Source organism: Pseudonocardia sp. ICBG1142, assembly GCF_020496255.1.
Classification (GTDB): domain Bacteria; phylum Actinomycetota; class Actinomycetes; order Mycobacteriales; family Pseudonocardiaceae; genus Pseudonocardia.
In genome coordinates, this window is sequence record NZ_JAHLJC010000031.1 from 311839 (window position 1) to 329491 (window position 17653).

Below are 17653 nucleotides of genomic sequence, written 5' to 3' on the forward strand. Positions count from 1 at the left end.
TGGGTCAGGCTATCGGTCACGTTCGCGCTGCCGCGGTCGACGACCGGGTTCGACGCCGGTCGCGCGGAACACCGGTGACGTCGGGACCCCCGCACGTCCCGGGCGCATCGGTGGGGGCGGGTCGGATCACCCGGCGAGTGTCGGGTCCGGCCGGTCCCGGCGGATCGGTCGCCGGATCGGTCACCGGACGATCCGGACGACGCGGCTACGGTGGTCCGACGGATCCGCCGTGCCACGGGGAGCAGGCGGGACGAGGCTGCGGGGGGTCATGGAGCTGTTCGGACGGCGTGCCGAGACCGCGGCACTGGAGCGGCTGCTGGCACGCGCGGCCGACGGCGCGGGTGCGGCGCTCGTGCTGTGGGGGGAGCCGGGGATCGGCAAGACCGCACTGGTCGACCACGTCGTCGAGGCCGCGTCCGGGGTCACGGTGCTGCGGACCAGGGGCACCCGGATGGAGACGGGGCTCGCCTTCGGCGCACTGCACGCGCTGCTCTGGCCGGTCCTCGACCGGCTCGACGCGCTCCCGGACCCGCAGGCCGCCGCACTGCGCGGCGCGCTCGGGATCAGCCGGGACCCGGCCAACCGCTTCCTCATCGGCGCGGCCGTGGTGTCGCTGCTCTCCGGCCTGGCCCGGGACCGGCCGGTGCTCGTCGTCGTCGACGACGCGCAGTGGGTCGACGAGGCGACCGCGCACTGTCTGGGCTTCCTCGCGCGTCGGGTGCGGACCGAGCCGGTCGTGGTGATCCTGACCGACCACGCCGACCCGGCCCAGGGGCCCTGGGAGGGGGTGCCGGCGCTGGAGGTCGTGGGACTCGCCGACGACGACGCCCGCCGGCTGGTCGCCGCCGCCGTCCCCGACGCCGACGAGGCCCTCGTCGACGACACGGTCGCGATGGCGGCGGGCAACCCGCTCGCGCTGCAGGAGCTGCCCACCGTCGGGCGCGAGGCCGACGACGAGGCGTTCGGGGAGCCGATGCCGGTGGGGCCCCGGCTGCGGCGGGCGTTCTGCGCCCGCGCCGAGGCCCTGAAGCCGGCCACCCGGGCGTTGCTGCTGCTGGCGGCCGCGGAGGGGCGGGGCGACCGGCACGTCGTCGACCGGGCCGGGGCCGGGTGGGGTGTCGACGCCTCCACCTGGGACGAGGCGCTGCGCTCCGGCCTGCTGCACGCCTCGGGCACACGTGTCCGGTTCCGCCACCCGCTGGTCCCGGCCGCCCTCTACGACGGCGCCCCCGTCACCGACCGCCGGGCCGCGCACCGGGCGCTGGCCGCGGCGCTGCCGGCCGAGGACGTCGAGCACCGCGCCTGGCACCTGGCGGCCGCCGCGGACGGCCCCGACGAGGACGTCGCGGCGCTGCTGGAGCAGGCGGCCGCCAGGTGCCTGGAGCGCAGCGCCGGTCCACTGGCGGCACGCACGCTGCGGCGGGCGGCCGACCTGTCGCCGGACCCCGCGGACGCCGCGCGCCGGCTGGCGGTCGCCGCCCGCGCCGCCTGGGGCGCCGGCGACGCCGAGGGAGCCCGGCGACTGCTCGACGACGCCGAGCGCCGGGGCGGGGCGGAGCCCGTCGTGCGGTACAGCGGCGGGCTGCGCGGGATCCTCCAGTTCACCACGGGTCTCTCCGAACGCGCCCACCACTACCTGGTGGGGGATATGGCCGTCGTCGCGGGGACCCGCACGGCGATGGAGCTGGGTACGGTGGCGGCCCGCGCGGCGTGGTCGGCGGGCCGCCCGGACCTGCAGCAGGCGGCGCTGCAGCGGCTGCTCGCCCTCGACCCCGGCGGCGTCCCGGAGCTGGCACCGGTCATGCCGACACTGCGGGCCTGGTGGGCCTGCTACGACGGGACCGGCCGGGCGGCCGGGTCGCTCCCGGCCCCGGACGCGGCCACCGTCGGCCTGCTCGGGACCGTGCCGTGGGAGCTGCTGCCGCCCGTGCCGCTGGTCCAGGCCTGCGGGGTCGAGGGGCCGCTGCACGACGTGCTGCGGGTACAGGCCGCGCAGCTGCGGCGGCGGCACGAGTTCGCCGCGCTCGCGATGGTGCTCGCACAGAGCGCGGTCCTCGACGCCGCGGCGGGCCGGTGGGAGACCGCCGAGGCCGGCGCCACCGAGGGCCTGCGGCTGGCCGAGGAGGTGGGGGCGAACCACGTGGCGAGCCAGTGCCGGCTCTGTCTGGCGAACCTGGCCGCAGCCCGCGGCGACGCCCCCGGCCTGGAGGAACACACCACCCGGGCACTGGCCGTCTCGGTCCGGCAGGAGGTGCGCGTGCTCACCGCGTCGGTGTACTGGGTGCGCGGCCGGGCGGCGCTGTTCGACGGCAGGCCCCGCGAGGCCCTGCACCACCTGATGCCGCTCGACGAGCCCGGCCACGAGGCCGCACACCCCACCTTCGCACTGCTCGCCGCCCCGGACACCGCCGAGGCCGCGACGCAGGAGGGGCGCACGGAGACGGCCTCGGCCCGGCTGGCGGCCGTCGAGACGTGGGCCGGGCGGACCGATGCCCACTGGGCCCGCGCCGCTGCGCACCGTCTGCGCGGCCTCGCCGCAGGCGGGCCGGACACGGAGGCCGCGTACCGGGCCGCGCTCGACGGCGCGGGTGCCGCTCCGGATCCGTTCGAGCGGGCCCGTACCCGGCTGCTGTACGGCGAATGGCTCCGTCGGGTCCGCCGTCGCGCCGACGCCCGGCACGAGCTCGCCGGGGCGGCCGAGGCCTTCGGCCGCCTCGGCGCGGAGCCGCTGCGGGCGCGGGCGCTGCGGGAGCTGGGGCTGGCCGCGCAGTCCGGGGTGCGGCACGAGCCGGCCGCCGCCGGGCTCACCGCCCAGGAGCTGCGGGTCGCCCGGCTGGCCGCCGAGGGGCTCACCAACCGGGAGATCGCGGCCCGGCTGCTGATCAGCCACCGCACGGTCGGGCACCACCTGGGCAGCGTCTACCCCAAGCTCGGCGTCACCTCCCGGGCCGAGCTCGCGCGGATCGACATGGCGGGCGACCTGAGGTTCCGCACCCCCGGGCACGAGTGACCCGGACCGCCGGCCCGTCGCCGTGCGGCGGAGCTCAGAAGCCGCGCGCGAGCCGGTGGTAGGCGTTGTTCCAGCGCAGCTCGTGCAGGAACGTCCGCGGCCGTGTGGTGTCGCCGATGTGCACCAGCTCGGTGCCGACGATCTCGGCGAGGTCGTCGAGGGCCTCGACCCCGACGGCGGTCGACAGCACCGTGTGGTGTGGGCCGCCCGCCATCAGCCAGCACTCGGCCGAGGTCGCGAGCGAGGGCTCCGGGACCCAGGTCGCCGTCGCCACCGGGAGCCTCGGCATGGGCTCGTCCGGGTCGACGACCTCGATGTCGTTGCTGACCAGGCGGAACCGCTCCCCGAGGTCGCAGATGCCGAGCACGACGCCCGGGCCGGGGTCGGCGGTGAACCGCAGCCGGACCGGGTCCTCCCGCCCGCCGATGCCCAGCGGGTGGATCTCCAGCGACGGCCGGGACCCGGTGATGCTCGGGCAGACCTCCAGCATGTGCGCCCCGAGGATGCGCTCGTGGCCGGGACGCAGGTGGTAGGTGTAGTCCTCCATGAACGACGTGCCGCCGGGCAGCCCGGTGGCGACGACCTTCACCGCGCGCAGCATGGCCGCGGTCTTCCAGTCGCCCTCGGCGCCGAAGCCGTAGCCGTCGGCCATCAGGCGCTGCACCGCGAGCCCGGGGAGCTGACGCAGACCGCCGAGGTCCTCGAAGTTCGTGGTGAACGCCTGCGCCCCGGTGGACTCCAGGAACGAGCGCAGCCCGATCTCGACCCGCGCGCCGTAGCGGAGCGCGTCGTGCCGGGCGCCGTCGGGGAGCAGCTCGGGGGCGACGTCGTAGATCTCGGCGTACTCGCCGACGAGCTTGTCGACGTCGGCGTCGGCGACCTGGTCCACCACGGCGACGAGGTCGTTGACGCCGTAGGTCTGCACCGACATCCCGAAGACCCGGGTGGCCTCGACGCGGTCGCCGTCGGTCACGGCGACGTCGCGCATGGTGTCACCGAACCGGACGAGCCTCAGCGCGCGCAGCTCCGCGGCACCGGCGGCCGCACGCGTCCAGGTCCCGATGCGGTCGCGGAGCACCGGGTCGGACACGTGTCCGGCGACGGTCTTGCGGGCCAGGCCGAGCCGGGTCTGGACGTAGCCGAACTCGCGGTCGCCGTGCGCGGCCTGGTTGAGGTTCATGAAGTCCATGTCGATCTCCGACCAGGGGAGGTCGACGTCGGCCTGGGTGTGCAGGTGCAGCAGCGGCCGGGTCAGGGCCTCGAGCCCGGGGATCCACATCTTCGCCGGGGAGAAGGTGTGCATCCAGGTGATCACGCCGAGGCACCGGTCGTCGGCGTTGGCCTCCAGGCAGATCCGCCGGATCGCGTCGGCATCGGTCAGCACGGGCTTCCACACCACCCGCACCGGGATCTCGTCGGCGGCGTCGAGCCGGGCGGCGACGGCCGCGGACTGGTCGGCGACCTGGGCGAGGGTCTCCTCGCCGTAGAGGCCCTGGCTCCCGGTCAGGAACCAGACCTCGTAGCTGTCGAGCAGCGAGCCGCTCATCAGACATCCCTCCTTCGGGGTCGGGCGGAGCTCAGCGCTGCCCGTAGACGTTCTGGTAGCGGTCCCAGAGGCTGTCGATCTGGTCCTGGGGGATGGGCACGGTGTCGCCGAGCTGGCGGGCGAGGTGCACGGTGCGGGCGACGTCCTCGCACATCACCGCGGCCTTGACCGCGGAGCGGGCGTCGGCGCCGACGGTGAACACGCCGTGGTTCTGCATGATCACGGCGGGGGAGCGGCTGCCGGTCAGGGTCTCCACGACGCCGCGGCCGATCGACTCGTCGCCGATCAGCGAGAACGGGCCGATCGGGATGTCCCCGCCGAACTCGTCGCTCATCGCGGTGAGCACGCAGGGGATCGGCTCGGCGCGTGCCGCCCACGCGCTGGCGTAGGTGGAGTGGGTGTGCACCACCCCGCCGACCTCGGGCATGGCCCGGTAGACGTGGGCGTGCGCCGCGGTGTCCGACGACGGCGTCAGGTCGCCCTCGACCGGGGTGCCGCGCAGGTCGCACAGCACCATGTTCTCCGGGGTCAGGTCGTCGTAGGAGATCCCGCTGGGCTTGATGACCATCAGGTCGTGGCCGGGCACGCGGGCCGAGACGTTCCCCGCGGTCCAGACGACGAGCTCGTAGCGCACCAGCTCGGCGTGCAGCGCGCACACCTGCTCGCGCAGCCGCGCCACGGTGGCGGCGAGCTCGGGGGAGGCCAGGGTGTCGGTCATGCGTCGGGGTCTCCTTCTCGCTGGGCGCGGGCCTCGCGGCGGATCGCGCGCAGGCGGTGCATCACGTCGTCGCCGCCCCGGCCGAAGTGGTCGTGCAGGCGGGTGTACTCGGCGAACAGGGCGTCGTAGGACTTCGCCGACTCCTCGTCGGGCAGGTGTGCGCCCTCGCGGACGCGACCCATGGCGGCGGCCGCGGTGGGAACGTCGGGGTGGACGCCCGCGGCCACGGCCGCGTGGATGGCCGAGCCCAGGGCCGGGCCCTGCCCGGCCTCGACGACGGTGAGCGGCAGCCGGGTCACGTCGGCGTAGATCTGCATGAGCAGGGCGTTGCGGGTGAGCCCGCCGGAGACGATCAGCTCGGTCACCGGGACGCCGGAGGCCGCGAAGGTCTCCACGATCATCCGGGTGCCGAACGCGGTGGCCTCCAGCAGCGCCCGGTAGGTGTCCTCGGGCCGCGTCGCGAGGGTCTGTCCGAGGACGACGCCGGACAGCTCGTGGTCCACCAGCACCGAGCGGTTGCCCGAGTGCCAGTCCAGCGCGACGAGCCCGTGCTCACCGACCGCCTGCCCGGCGGCCAGCTCGGTCAGGTACTCGTGCAGGTCGAGCCCCCGCGCGCGGGCCGCCTCGTGGTACGCGGGCGGCACGCCGTGCTCGACGAACCACCCGAAGATGTCGCCGACGCCGCTCTGCCCGGCCTCGTAGCCCCAGAGCCCGGAGACGATGCCGCCGTCGACGACCCCGCACATGCCCGGCACCTCGCGCAGCACGTCGGAGCTCATGACGTGGCAGGTGCTGGTGCCCATGATCGCGACCATCTGCCCCGGCCGGACGGCGTTCGCCGCCGCGGCGGTGACGTGCGCGTCGACGTTGCCGACGGCGACCGCGATCCCCTCGGGCAGCCCGGTCCAGCCTGCCGCCTCGGCGGTCAGCGTCCCGGCGACGGTGCCCAGCTCGCCGATCTCGTGGGCGACCTTGGTCTCGGCGAACCCGGCGAAGGCGGGGTTCAGCGCGCCGAGGAAGTCACGGCCGGGGTAGGCGCCGTCCTGCAGGATCCCCTTGTAGCCGGCCGAGCAGGCGTTGCGGACGTAGCGGCCGCACAGCTGCCAGACGATCCAGTCCGCGGCCTCGACCCAGCGCTCGGTCCGGGCGTAGACCGCGGGGGCCTCCTCCAGGATCTGCAGGCCCTTCGCGAACTCCCACTCCGAGGAGATGAACCCGCCGTAGCGGGGCAGCCAGCTCTCGCCCCGCTCGGCGGCGAGGGCGTTGATCCGGTTGGCCTGGGGCTGGGCGGCGTGGTGGCGCCAGAGCTTGGTGTAGGCGTGCGGCTCGTCGGCCAGGTCGGGCACCTCGTTGAGCGGGGTGCCGTCGCGCAGGGTCGGGACCATGGTGCAGGCGGTGAAGTCGGTGGCGATGCCGACCACCCGCGCCGGGTCCACCCCGGCGGCGGCGACCGCACCGGGGACCGCGTGGCGCAGGACGTCGACGTAGTCCGACGGCACCTGCAGCGCCCAGTCCGGCGGCAGCCGGAGGTCCGGCCGCCCCGGCAGGGCGTCGGTGACGACGGCGTGGGGGTAGGCGTGGACGGCGGAGCCCAGCTCGGCCCCGTCGGCCGCACGGACGACGACCGCCCGTCCGGACAGCGTCCCGAAGTCGACGCCCACCACGAGGGCGTCGGCGAGGTCGATCGGTGGTCGGATCATGAGCACTTCCTCGGGTCACGAACACGGCCGGCCGAGCGATCGGACGGCGAGCGAATGTTATCGCTAACAGAAGTCGAACTCAACGGTCCGGTGCGGATGCTCCGTGGGCGACGGCTGGTCGTACGACACGTTCACGTCGATCATGAGGTCGCTGACCGAGACGGACCGACCGGCCGGATAACGGAGCGGTAACGGCGCCTTCCGTGTCGGTGCGTCTGTAGTTAGCGTTCACATTCCTGGGTGCGCCGGTCCGGTCGGGCGGGACCCACCCGCCGCCGTCTCGACGAGGAGATCGCCTGTGTTCACGAGGATGCGCACCGTCGCCGTCGGTGCCCTGCTGGTGCTGGGGCTGGCCGCCTGTGGTGGCCAGGGAGCCGGGGGAGGTGGCGGGGCCGGAGCCGGTGCGGCACCCGGCGACCTGACGGTCGGCGTCTCGATGCCGACCCAGACCTCCGAGCGGTGGATCGCCGACGGCAACGCCGTCCGCGACCAGCTCACCGCCGCCGGCTACAAGGTCGACCTGCAGTACGGGGGCGACGACATCCCCACCCAGTCCCAGCAGATCGACCAGATGGTCACCAGCGGCGCGGACCTGCTGATCGTCGCGGCCATCGACGGGACCGCCCTGTCCGGGCAGCTGCAGGCCGCCAAGGACGCCGGCATCCCCGTGATCGCCTACGACCGGCTGATCCGGCAGAGCCCGAACGTCGACTTCTACGTCACGTTCGACAACTTCCAGGTCGGCGTCGCCCAGGCGAAGGCGCTGCTGCGCGGCATGGGCCTGCAGAACGCCGACGGGTCACCCGGTCCGAAGAAGGGCCCGGTCGTCGTCGAACTGTTCGCGGGCTCCCTCGACGACAACAACGCCTTCTACTTCTTCGACGGCGCCATGTCGGTGCTGAAGCCGCTGATCGACAACGGCACGATCCGGGTCAAGAGCGGCCAGACGACCATCGAGCAGACCGCCACGCTGCGCTGGGGCCAGGAGACCGCCCAGAAGCGGATGGAGGACCTGCTCACCTCCACCTACAACGACGGCAGCCGGCCCGACGGCATCCTGTCGCCCTTCGACGGCATCTCCCGCGGCGTCATCACCGCCCTGCAGAACGCGGGCTTCGGCACCCCGGCCAAGCCGATGCCGACCGTCACCGGGCAGGACGCCGAGATCGCCTCGGTCAAGCTGATCGACGACGGGGTGCAGAGCTCCACGGTCTTCAAGGACACCCGCAAGCTCGCCGAGCAGGCCGTCGTCGCCGCGAAGGCGTTCCTCTCCGGCGGCACCCCGCAGGCCAACGACACCACCACCTACGACAACGGGGTGAAGGTCGTGCCGTCCTACCTGCTGCCGGTCCGGACGGTGTTCAAGGCCGACATCCGGCCCGTCCTCGTCGACTCCGGCTACTACACGGCGCAGGACGTCGCCCGCGGCCGCCAGGGCTGAGCCCCGCGACCGGCCGCACCCCACCTTCCGTGACGGAGGACGACGTGACCGACCACGACCCCGGCGGCGACCTGCCGGACACCATCCTCGAGATGCGCGCCATCACCAAGACCTTCCCGGGGGTGACCGCGCTGTCGGAGGTCTCGCTCGCCGTGCGCCGGGGCGAGATCCACGCGATCTGCGGCGAGAACGGCGCCGGCAAGTCGACGCTGATGAAGGTGCTCTCCGGGGTGCACCCGGCGGGCACCTACGACGGCGAGATCGTCCTCGACGGGCGACCGGCCCGGTTCGCCGGGATCCGCGACTCCGAGGCCGACGGCATCGTGATCATCCACCAGGAGCTCGCGCTGGTGCCGCACCTGTCGATCGCCGAGAACGTGTTCCTCGGCAACGAGCGGCGCGGCAGGCTGGGGCTGGTCGACTGGCGACGGACCCACGCCGAGGCCGCCCGCCTGCTCGCCGAGGTGGGTCTCACCGAGAACCCCGCGACGCCGGTCGGGCGGCTCGGCGTCGGCAAGCAGCAGCTCGTCGAGATCGTCAAGGCGATGACCAAGGACGTCCGGCTGCTCATCCTCGACGAGCCCACCGCCGCGCTCAACGACACCGACTCCGCGCACCTGCTGGAGCTGATCCGGCGCTTCCGCGACAACGGCATCACCTCGATCATCATCTCGCACAAGCTCGACGAGATCGTCTCGATCGCCGACCGCACGACCGTCATCCGCGACGGCCGCACCGTCGAGACCTTCACCGTCGCCGACGAGCCCGCCCCGCGGAACCGGATCATCCGCGGAATGGTCGGCCGTGACCTCACCTCCTTCTACCCGGAGCGGGCGAGCAGCCCGGGGGAGGAGCTGCTGCGGATCACCGACTGGACGGTCTGGCACCCGACCCAGGACCGCAAGGTCGTCGACGCCGCGTCGCTGTCGGTGCGGGCCGGGGAGGTCGTCGGCATCGCCGGGCTGATGGGCGCGGGCCGCACCGAGCTCGAGATGAGCGTGTTCGGGCGGTCCTGGGGCCGCGACGTCAGCGGCACCCTGCGGATCGGGGGTCGCGAGGTCCGCGCCCGCTCGGTGTCCGACGCGATCGAGGCCGGGCTCGCCTACGTCACCGAGGACCGCAAGCACCTCGGCCTCAACCTGGTCGACGACATCCGGCGCAACGTCTCCGGCGCGGGCCTGCACCGGCTCGCCCGCCACGGCTGGGTCGACGCCGACGCCGAGCTGCGCGTCGCCGAGTCCTACCGGCGGGATCTCGGCATCCGGGCGGCGAGCACGAGTGTCGGGGTCGGCACCCTGTCCGGCGGCAACCAGCAGAAGGTCGTCCTGGCCAAGTGGCTGTTCACCGAGCCGGACGTGCTCATCCTCGACGAGCCGACCCGCGGGATCGACGTCGGCGCCCGCTACGAGATCTACGTGATCATCAACCGGCTGGTGGAGGCCGGCAAGGCGGTCCTGGTCATCTCCTCCGAGCTGCCCGAGCTCCTGGGGATCTGCGACCGCGTCTACACCCTGTCGGCCGGACGGATCACCGGCGAGGTGCCGGTCGCCGAGGCCACCCAGGAGGGCCTGATGGCCCTCATGACCCAGGAGGCGGAGAGCTCCGCATGACCAGCACCCTCCCGAAGAAGGACCCCTCCTCCGACGAGCGCCCCGGCGCCGGCGCGGCGGCCCTGCACTCCGGCACGAGCGACCTGCGACGGCTGCTGGCCGGCAACGTCCGCCAGAGCGGCATCGTGATCGCGTTCGTGGCGATCGTCGCGCTGTTCGCGGTCCTCACCGGCGGCGTCTCGCTGAGCCCGGGCAACATCACCAACATCGTCCTGCAGTACTCCTACATCCTGGTCCTCGCGATCGGGATGGTGATCGTCATCGTCGGCGGGCACATCGACCTGTCGGTGGGGTCGGTGGTCGCGCTGACCGGCGCGGTCGCCGCGGTGCTCGTGATCGGCGGCGGCCTGCCCTGGTGGGTCGGTGTCGTCGCGGCCGTCGGCGTCGGCGTGCTGGTCGGCGTCTGGCACGGCTTCTGGGTCGCCTACGTCGGCATCCCCGCCTTCATCGTGACCCTCGCCGGGATGCTGCTGTTCCGCGGACTGACCCTGCAGGTGCTGGGCAACATCTCGCTCTCGCCGTTCCCCGCGGAGTACCAGCAGATCGCGGGCGGCTTCCTCAACGGGCTCATCGGCGGCCAGGGCTACGACGCGTTCACCGTCCTGATCGCCGCGCTCGGCGTCGCCGGGTACGCGGTGCTCGCCTACCGGAGCCGGGTCGCGAAGGTCCTCGACCTGCAGCAGGTCGAGTCGTTCCCGCTGTTCGCCTGCCGGATCGCACTCGTCGGGCTGGTCGTCATGGCGTTCGCCTGGCAGCTGGCGTCCTCCCGCGGGCTGCCCGTGGTGCTGGTCGTCCTGTCGGTGCTGGTGCTCGCCTACGGCCTGCTCACCCGGCGCACCGTGTTCGGCCGCCACGTCTACGCCCTCGGCGGCAACGCGGCCGCGGCCCGGCTGTCCGGGGTGCGGGTCCGGGCCGTCACGTTCTGGATCTTCGTGAACATGGGCTTCCTGGCCGGCGTGGCCGGGGTCATCTACTCGGCCCGGTCCAACGGCGCCCAGCCCGCAGCGGGGAACATGTTCGAGCTCGACGCGATCGCCGCCGCGTTCATCGGCGGCGCCGCGGTGACCGGCGGAGTCGGCACCGTGGTCGGCGCGCTGGTCGGCGGCCTGATCATGGCCGTGATGAGCAACGGCATGCAGCTCATGGGCGTCGACCAGTCCGTGCAGTCGGTCGTGAAGGGACTCGTGCTGCTGTTCGCCGTCGCGTTCGACGTGTGGAACAAGCGCCGCGCCCGCGGCGACGGCTGAGCACGGCTCCGCCCGACGGCGGCCGGCCGCGGGATCCGCGACCGGCCGCCGTCGCCGTGCGTGGGCCGTGTCGTGCGTGGGGCCGGTCAGGCCGTGTCGACGCCGCAGCGCAGCAGGATGCGGCTGCGGTAGGTCCCGCCGGGCCGCAGCACCGTCGACGGGTAGTCGGGACGGTTCGGCGCGTCCGGGAAGTCCTGCGGCTCCAGGCAGAAGGCGTCGCCGCGCCGGGCGGGCCGTCCGTCGGGGAAGGTGTTCGAGCCGTCGAGCATCGTGCCCGAGTAGAACTGCACGCCCGGCCGGTCGGTGAACACGGTCAGCGTGCGGCCGGTGACCGGCTCGACCACCCGGGCCGCGCCGCGCAGCCCGTCGGCGACCGGGCCGCCGTCGGTGAGGACGAAGGTGTGGTCGAACCCGCCCGCCACCGCCAGCTGCGGGTGCTCCCGATCGAGCAGATCGCCGACCCGGACCGGCACGCGCAGGTCGAACGGGGTGCCCTCGACCGGGGCCGGGGCGCCGCGGAGCGGGACGAGACGGTCGTCGACGGGCAGGTAGCGGTCGGCCCGGACGGTGATCTCGCACCCGGCGACCCCGGCCCCGCCGAGGGTGAAGTAGGCGTGGTTGGTCAGGTTCACCACCGTCGGGGCGTCGGTCCGGGCGGTCAGCTCGATGCCCACGTCGGAGCCGGTCACGGTGTAGACGACGGCGACGTCCAGGGTGCCGGGGTAACCGCCGTCGCCGCCGGGGCTGCGGTGGGTCAGCGTGACGCGGCGCCCGCCGGGCACCTGCTCGACGGGCCCGGCGACGAAGTCGGCGTGGTCGAGAACCCGGCCGTCCCGCCGTGCAGCGAGACGCCGGGCTCGTTGCAGGTCAGGACGTGCTCGGTGCCGTCGAGGACGAACCGCCCGCCGTCGATGCGGTTGGCGAAGCGGCCGACCGTCGCGCCGCGGAAGGCCGGGTCGGTGCGCGGGTCGGCGCAGCCGAGCAGCACCTCGCCGACGACGCCGTCGCGGTCGGGGGTGCGCAGCCCGGCGAGCCGGGCACCGTGCGGGTCGACCGCCACCGCGATCGGCCCGCCGGGCACGCCCAGATCGATCACGACCCACCCGCGCCGCGGCGGGCGAACGCCCGCTGCAGCAGCACGAAGACCAGCAGCAGCGCGCCGACCACGATCCTGGTCCACCACGAGCTGAGGGTGCCCTCGAAGGAGATGAAGGTCTGGATCAGGCCCAGGACGAGCACTCCGAGCAGCGACCCCACGACCAGGCCGACGCCGCCGGACAGCAGCGTTCCGCCGATGACGGTGGCGGCGATGGCGTCGAGCTCGGTGCCGACGGCCGCCAGGCTGTACCCGGACAGCGAGTAGAAGGTGAACAGCAGCCCGGCCAGCGCCGAGCAGAACCCGCTGATCGCGTAGACCGCGACCCGGGTGCGCCCGACCGCGAGGCCCATCAGCATCGCCGAGTGCCGGTTGCCGCCGACGGCGTAGACGGTCCGGCCGAACCGGGTCCGGTGCAGCACCCACGCGGCGACGGCGACGACGACCAGCGCCACGACCACCGACGGGCTGACGAAGGACCGGCCGCCCAGCGGGATGGCGGCCTGCGCGATCGCGGTGAACGTCGGGTCGGTCACCGGGACGGACTCGACGCTGATCACGTAGCAGAGCCCGCGGGCGAGGAACATCCCGGCGAGCGTCACGACGAACGGCTGGATCTCCAAGTGGTGGATCACCAGTCCCATCGCCGTCCCCAGCGCCACGCCGACGACCAGCACCGCCGCCATCACCGGCAGCGCGGGCCAGCCGTCCGCGAGCAGCGTCGCGGCCAGCACCCCGGACAGCGCGACCACCGACCCGACCGACAGGTCGATGCCGCCGGTGAGGATCACGAAGGTCATGCCGACGGCGAGGACGATCAGGTAGGCGTTGTCGACGAACAGGTTCAGGAAGACCTGCGGGGACAGGAAGTTGTCGTAGCGGACCGAGCCCGCTCCGAACAGGAGCACGAACAGCACGAACGTCGCGAGGACCGGCAGCACCTGCGTCGAGGGCCGCGGCAGGCGGGACAGCAACGATCCGGCGGAGACCCGCCGGGTGGGCCGGGGCGTCGTGGTCGTCATCGGGACACCGCCTGGGAGGTGGTCGGGGCACCGGTGGGCCTCCGTCGCCGCCTGCGGGCGAGGGCGGACCGGGCCTTCGGGGACTGGAGCAGGCAGACCGCGATGATCACGACGGCCTTGAACACCAGCGTCACCTCGGGCGCGATGCCCGCGGTGTAGACGGTGGTGGTGAGCGTCTGCAGGATCAGCGCGCCCACCAGCGTGCCGCCGATGGAGTACCGGCCGCCGGACAGCAGCGTGCCGCCGATGACGACGGCGAGGATCGCGTCGAGCTCGATCCACAGCCCGGCGTTGTTGGCGTCGGCCGCGGTGACGTTCGAGCTGATCAGCAGCCCGGCGACGCCGGCGCAGAGCGCGACGAACAGGTAGACCGACCAGACGATCCCCCGGGCCCGCACCCCGGCGAGCCGGCTCGCGACGGGGTTGATGCCCACCGACTCCAGCAGCATCCCCAGCGCGGTGCGCCGGGTGAGCAGGGCGACGGCGAGGTAGACCAGCGCGGTGAGCACCACCGCGACCGGGACGCCGAACCAGAACCCGCTGCCGAGCGCAGCGTAGGTCGGGTTGGCGACGGTGACGATCTGCCCGTCGGTGACCAGCATGGCGATGCCGCGCCCGGCCGTCATGAGGACCAGTGTCGCGATGATCGGCTGGATCCCGAGCACCGAGACGATCGCGCCGTTCCAGACGCCGAGCACCAGCGCCAGGCCCAGGGCGAGGCCGATCCCGGACAGCGCCGCGCCGGGGGAGGCCGGGTCCGGTGCGGAGGCGATCCAGGTGCAGGCCACCGCACCGGAGATCGCGACCGTGGCACCGACGGACAGGTCGATCCCGCGGGTCGCGACGACGAGGGTCATCCCGAGCGCGATCAGTGCGGTGGGGGCGCCGTTCTTGGCGATGTCGACCAGGCTGCCGTAGAGGGCGCCGTTCTGGACGGTGATCGCGAAGAACCCCGGGGTCCACACCAGGTTGGCCAGCAGCAGCGCCGCCAGGGCCAGGACCGGCCAGAACAGCGACGAGCCGGTGATCCGTGACCAGGGCCGCCGCCCCGGCGTCGTGCCCGTCGGCGGCGGGGGAGCGGCCGGCGCGTCCGGCGCCGTCGTGGGGTCGGCCGCCGGCCCGTCCGGGGCGTCGGTGGCGGCCCGGACGGGACCGGTGTCAGGCAGCAGGCGTGCCACGCTGGGTGCCTCCCTCGGCGACGATCTCCATGACGGCGGCGGTGGAGGCCTCGGAGCGGGTCAGCTCGCCGACCTTGTGCCGGTCGCGCAGCACCGCGATCCGGTCGGAGAGCCGCACGACCTCCTCCAGCTCGGCGGAGACGAACACGACGGCCATCCCGTCGCCCGCCAGGTCCGCGACCAGCTTCTGGATCTGGGTCTTGGCCCCGATGTCGATGCCGCGGGTCGGCTCGTCGAGGATCAGCAGCCTGGGGTCGGTGATCAGCCAGCGGGCGAGCAGCACCTTCTGCTGGTTGCCGCCGGACAGGGTGCCGACGAGTGCGTCCGGGTCCGCCGGGCGGACGTCCAGCGCCGTGATCCACCTCCCGACGAGCTCGTCGGCGGTGCTCCGCGGGATCCGCCGGGCCCACCCGCGCCGCGCCTGCAGGGCGAGCACGATGTTCTCGCGCACCGACAGGTCGGCGATGACGCCCTCGCCCTTGCGGTCCTCGGAGCAGAACGCGATGCGTTCGGCGATCGCCGTGGTCGGGCCGCCGAGGGTGACCTCCCGGCCGTCGACCCGGATCGACCCGGTCTCGGCACGGTCGGCACCGAAGAGCAGGCGCACCAGCTCGGTGCGACCCGATCCCAGCAGCCCGGCGACGCCGACGACCTCGCCGGGGTGCACCGCGAGGTCGGTGGGCGCGACCCCGCCTGCCCGGCCGATCCCCCGGGCGTCGAGGAAGGGCGTGCCGGCGTGGCCCGCGCCCGGGCCCGCGGGCTGGCGGTCGAGGTCCGCCAGCTCCTCCAGGGCGTGGCCGACCATCTTCGACACCATCTCCAGACGCGGGAGGTCGGCGATCGCGTACTCGCCGACCAGACGGCCGTTGCGCAGGATCGTGGTCCGGTCGGCGATCTCGTAGACCTGGTCGAGGAAGTGCGAGACGAACAGGATCGCCACCCCGGCGTCGCGCAGCTCGCGCAGGACGCGGAACAGCTCGCGGACCTCGCCGGCGTCGAGGCTGGAGGTGGGTTCGTCGAGGATCAGCACCGACAGGTCGGTGGCGACGGCGCGGGCGATCGCGACGAGCTGCTGCACGGCGAGTGGATGGTCACCGACGAGCGAGGCCGGGGCGAGATCGAGCCCGAGCCGCCCGAGCACCGCGACGGCGGTGCGCCGCACCGCGGCCCGGTCGATGCGCCGGCCGCCCCACCACGGGGCCCGCGGCTCGCGGCCCAACATGATGTTCTCCTCGACGGAGAGGTTCGGGCAGAGGTTGACCTCCTGGTAGACCGTGGCGATGCCGGCCTCCTGGGCGTGCCCGGGGCCGGTGAACTCCCGGAGCCCGCCGCGGACGGTGATGGTGCCCGCGTCGATGCGGTGGACGCCGGTCAGCGCCTTGATCAGGGTGGACTTGCCGGCGCCGTTCTCGCCCATGAGGGCGTGCACCTCGCCGGGGAACAGCCGCAGGGAGACCCCGTCGAGGGCCTTCACCCCGGGGAACCCGATCTCGATGCCGTGCAGTGCCACCACGGGATCGGTCGTGGCGGCCGGTGGCGGTCCGGTCTCGGTCATCGTCGTCTCCGGGGGTCGTCTCCGGTGGGCGTCCCGGGCGCGGTCGGGCGCGGCTCCCGGGAGTGGAGCCGCCCGGTGCCGGTGGATCGCGCTCCACCGGCACCGGGCGGACGGTGCGGGATCAGTACTTGCGCTCGGCCAGGGCGGCCGCGGCCTGTGCCTGGTCGAAGGTGGTCTCGGTGACCTCGACGCGGGCCGGCACCTGCTCGCCGGCGGCGACCTTCTTCACCATGTCCATCAGCTGGCCGCCGAGCAGTGGGTTGCACTCGACCATGTAGTTGATCTTCCCGTCGGCGGTCGCCTTCATCCCGTCCCTGGTGGCGTCCACCGAGATGATCCGGATGTCGCGGCCCGGCACCTTGCCCGCCGCGGTGATGGCCTCGATGGCGCCGAGCGCCATGTCGTCGTTCTGGGCGTACACGACGTCGATCTTCGGCTGGGACTTCAGGAACGCCTCCATCACCTGCTTGCCGCCGGACCGGGTGAAGTCACCGGTCTGCGAGGCGACTACCTTGATCGACGGCGTGCCGGCAACGGCCTTCTGGAAGCCCGCGGTGCGGTCGATCGCGGGGGCGGCGCCGGTCGTGCCCTGCAGCTCGACGACGTTCACCTCCGGCTTGCCCGCCGAGTCCTTCACCAGCCACTCGCCTGCCTTCTCGCCCTCCTTGACGAAGTCGGAGCCGATGAAGGACTTCACCAGGGTCGGGTCGGCGGAGTCGATCGAGCGGTCGGTGAGGATCACCGGGATCTGTGCCCGCTTGGCCTCCTGCAGCACGGTGTCCCAGCCGGTCTCGACGACCGGGCTGAACGCGATCACGTCGACCCGCTGCTGGATGAAGGACCGGATCGCCTTGATCTGGTTCTCCTGCTTCTGCTGGCCGTCGGAGAACTGCAGCTCGATCCCGGCCTGCTTCGCCGACTCCTGGATCGAGGCGGTGTTCGCGGTGCGCCAGCCGGACTCCGCGCCGACCTGGGCGAAGCCGAGGGTGAGCGTGTCCTGGGCCGTGCCGCCGGAGCCGCCGGAGCCGCAGGCCGCGATCCCGGCGGTGAGGGCGATGGCCGCGGCGGCGCCGGCCAGCCTGTGGAAGACGCGGCGCCCGGTGGACGCCGTCGGGGTGGGTGTCGTCGTCGACATCGGAATCCTCCGGGTGGTGCGCTGCGGTGCGCGGCCTGCGGTGAGGGCCGGAGCGGGACCTCGCGGTCCCGGCGCCGACGGTCTCGGTGAGGAGAGATTGTTAACGCGAACACGAAGCCCGGTCAAGGCTCCATTCGAGCCGCCGGGCGATCGATCGGCGAACCTTGCGAGTGTCCGTCGCCGTGCTGGACATCGTGGATGTGAAGGTTAACAATCGATCGATCCGCTCCGCGCGACCCGTAGGCGGGCCGGTCTCCCGGCTGTTCGGGGGACGCTTCTGCGGGGTGCCGGGGAGGTCCCGGTCGTGTCGCGACCGGCGAACGCCCTCCGTGGGTGACACGGTCACGGACGGCTACGCTGCACGGATCGGAGGGGGTGGGCGTGGGGATCGCGAT

Annotated in this window: 13 protein-coding genes; 4 read left to right on the plus strand and 9 right to left on the minus strand. The window is 73.5% G+C overall.

What is annotated here, in order from left to right; all coding sequences use genetic code 11:
- Nucleotides 1-268 precede the first annotated feature (268 nt).
- Nucleotides 269-3010: an AAA family ATPase gene (locus tag KPL59_RS25660; protein WP_226362294.1), complete on the plus strand. Its 2742-nt coding sequence runs from the start codon at nucleotides 269-271 to the stop codon at nucleotides 3008-3010.
- A gap of 34 nt (nucleotides 3011-3044) precedes the next feature.
- Here KPL59_RS25660 and araA read toward each other — a convergent pair whose 3' ends face one another.
- The 3 genes from araA to araB are packed head-to-tail and all read right to left on the minus strand — an operon-like array spanning nucleotide 3045 to nucleotide 6974.
- Nucleotides 3045-4556: an L-arabinose isomerase gene (araA, locus tag KPL59_RS25665; RefSeq protein ID WP_226351000.1), complete on the minus strand. Its 1512-nt coding sequence runs from the start codon at nucleotides 4554-4556 to the stop codon at nucleotides 3045-3047.
- A gap of 31 nt (nucleotides 4557-4587) precedes the next feature.
- Nucleotides 4588-5274, minus strand: a complete 687-nt coding sequence (locus KPL59_RS25670; protein WP_226362295.1) for an L-ribulose-5-phosphate 4-epimerase — start codon at nucleotides 5272-5274, stop codon at nucleotides 4588-4590.
- A complete protein-coding gene (araB, locus tag KPL59_RS25675; RefSeq protein ID WP_226362296.1) occupies nucleotides 5271-6974 on the minus strand; it encodes a ribulokinase in 1704 nt (567 codons plus the stop codon). Before araB ends, KPL59_RS25670 begins: the two co-directional genes overlap by 4 nt.
- Nucleotides 6975-7284: 310 nt before the next feature.
- On the opposite strand from araB, the gene chvE reads away from it, so the two are divergent.
- The 3 genes from chvE (at nucleotide 7285) to mmsB (ending at nucleotide 11272) form a co-directional block, all read left to right on the plus strand.
- The gene (chvE, locus tag KPL59_RS25680; protein WP_075306627.1) at nucleotides 7285-8415 is read left to right on the plus strand and encodes a multiple monosaccharide ABC transporter substrate-binding protein; all 1131 of its coding nucleotides are present in this window, start codon (nucleotides 7285-7287) and stop codon (nucleotides 8413-8415) included.
- 92 nt (nucleotides 8416-8507) lie between these two features.
- Nucleotides 8508-10025 (plus strand): sugar ABC transporter ATP-binding protein, encoded by a 1518-nt coding sequence (locus KPL59_RS25685; protein ID WP_305080587.1) that lies wholly within the window; start codon nucleotides 8508-8510, stop codon nucleotides 10023-10025.
- Nucleotides 10022-11272, plus strand: coding sequence for a multiple monosaccharide ABC transporter permease (gene mmsB / locus KPL59_RS25690; RefSeq protein ID WP_020624558.1), 1251 nt, complete (start codon nucleotides 10022-10024; stop codon nucleotides 11270-11272). The genes KPL59_RS25685 and mmsB overlap by 4 nt, the downstream gene beginning before the upstream one ends.
- A gap of 86 nt (nucleotides 11273-11358) precedes the next feature.
- On the opposite strand, the gene KPL59_RS36035 is transcribed toward mmsB, so the two are convergent.
- From KPL59_RS36035 to KPL59_RS25715, 6 genes are all read right to left on the minus strand, one after another.
- Complete coding sequence (locus tag KPL59_RS36035) at nucleotides 11359-12054, minus strand: aldose epimerase family protein (RefSeq protein ID WP_308187951.1); 696 nt, start codon at nucleotides 12052-12054, stop codon at nucleotides 11359-11361.
- Nucleotides 12027-12368: a hypothetical protein gene (locus tag KPL59_RS36040; RefSeq protein ID WP_308187952.1), complete on the minus strand. Its 342-nt coding sequence runs from the start codon at nucleotides 12366-12368 to the stop codon at nucleotides 12027-12029. Before KPL59_RS36040 ends, KPL59_RS36035 begins: the two co-directional genes overlap by 28 nt.
- Nucleotides 12365-13390: a galactofuranose ABC transporter, permease protein YjfF gene (gene yjfF / locus KPL59_RS25700; protein ID WP_226362297.1), complete on the minus strand. Its 1026-nt coding sequence runs from the start codon at nucleotides 13388-13390 to the stop codon at nucleotides 12365-12367. Before yjfF ends, KPL59_RS36040 begins: the two co-directional genes overlap by 4 nt.
- Nucleotides 13387-14418 (minus strand): ABC transporter permease, encoded by a 1032-nt coding sequence (locus KPL59_RS25705; RefSeq protein WP_226351087.1) that lies wholly within the window; start codon nucleotides 14416-14418, stop codon nucleotides 13387-13389. Before KPL59_RS25705 ends, yjfF begins: the two co-directional genes overlap by 4 nt.
- A gap of 130 nt (nucleotides 14419-14548) precedes the next feature.
- Nucleotides 14549-16123 (minus strand): sugar ABC transporter ATP-binding protein, encoded by a 1575-nt coding sequence (locus KPL59_RS25710; protein ID WP_226362298.1) that lies wholly within the window; start codon nucleotides 16121-16123, stop codon nucleotides 14549-14551.
- A gap of 121 nt (nucleotides 16124-16244) precedes the next feature.
- The gene (locus KPL59_RS25715) at nucleotides 16245-17258 is read right to left on the minus strand and encodes an ABC transporter substrate-binding protein (protein ID WP_226351005.1); all 1014 of its coding nucleotides are present in this window, start codon (nucleotides 17256-17258) and stop codon (nucleotides 16245-16247) included.
- Nucleotides 17259-17653: the final 395 nt, after the last annotated feature.

Coding starts and splice junctions, on each gene's coding strand:
- KPL59_RS25710 (WP_226362298.1), bottom strand. CDS start 16,123: ATGACCGAGACCGGACCGCCACCGGCCGCCACGACCGATCCCGTGGTG.
- KPL59_RS25715 (WP_226351005.1), bottom strand. CDS start 17,258: ATGTCGACGACGACACCCACCCCGACGGCGTCCACCGGGCGCCGCGTC.
- KPL59_RS25660 (WP_226362294.1), top strand. CDS start 269: ATGGAGCTGTTCGGACGGCGTGCCGAGACCGCGGCACTGGAGCGGCTG.
- KPL59_RS25670 (WP_226362295.1), bottom strand. CDS start 5,274: ATGACCGACACCCTGGCCTCCCCCGAGCTCGCCGCCACCGTGGCGCGG.
- araA (WP_226351000.1), bottom strand. CDS start 4,556: ATGAGCGGCTCGCTGCTCGACAGCTACGAGGTCTGGTTCCTGACCGGG.
- yjfF (WP_226362297.1), bottom strand. CDS start 13,390: ATGACGACCACGACGCCCCGGCCCACCCGGCGGGTCTCCGCCGGATCG.
- araB (WP_226362296.1), bottom strand. CDS start 6,974: ATGATCCGACCACCGATCGACCTCGCCGACGCCCTCGTGGTGGGCGTC.
- KPL59_RS25685 (WP_305080587.1), top strand. CDS start 8,508: ATGCGCGCCATCACCAAGACCTTCCCGGGGGTGACCGCGCTGTCGGAG.
- chvE (WP_075306627.1), top strand. CDS start 7,285: ATGCGCACCGTCGCCGTCGGTGCCCTGCTGGTGCTGGGGCTGGCCGCC.
- mmsB (WP_020624558.1), top strand. CDS start 10,022: ATGACCAGCACCCTCCCGAAGAAGGACCCCTCCTCCGACGAGCGCCCC.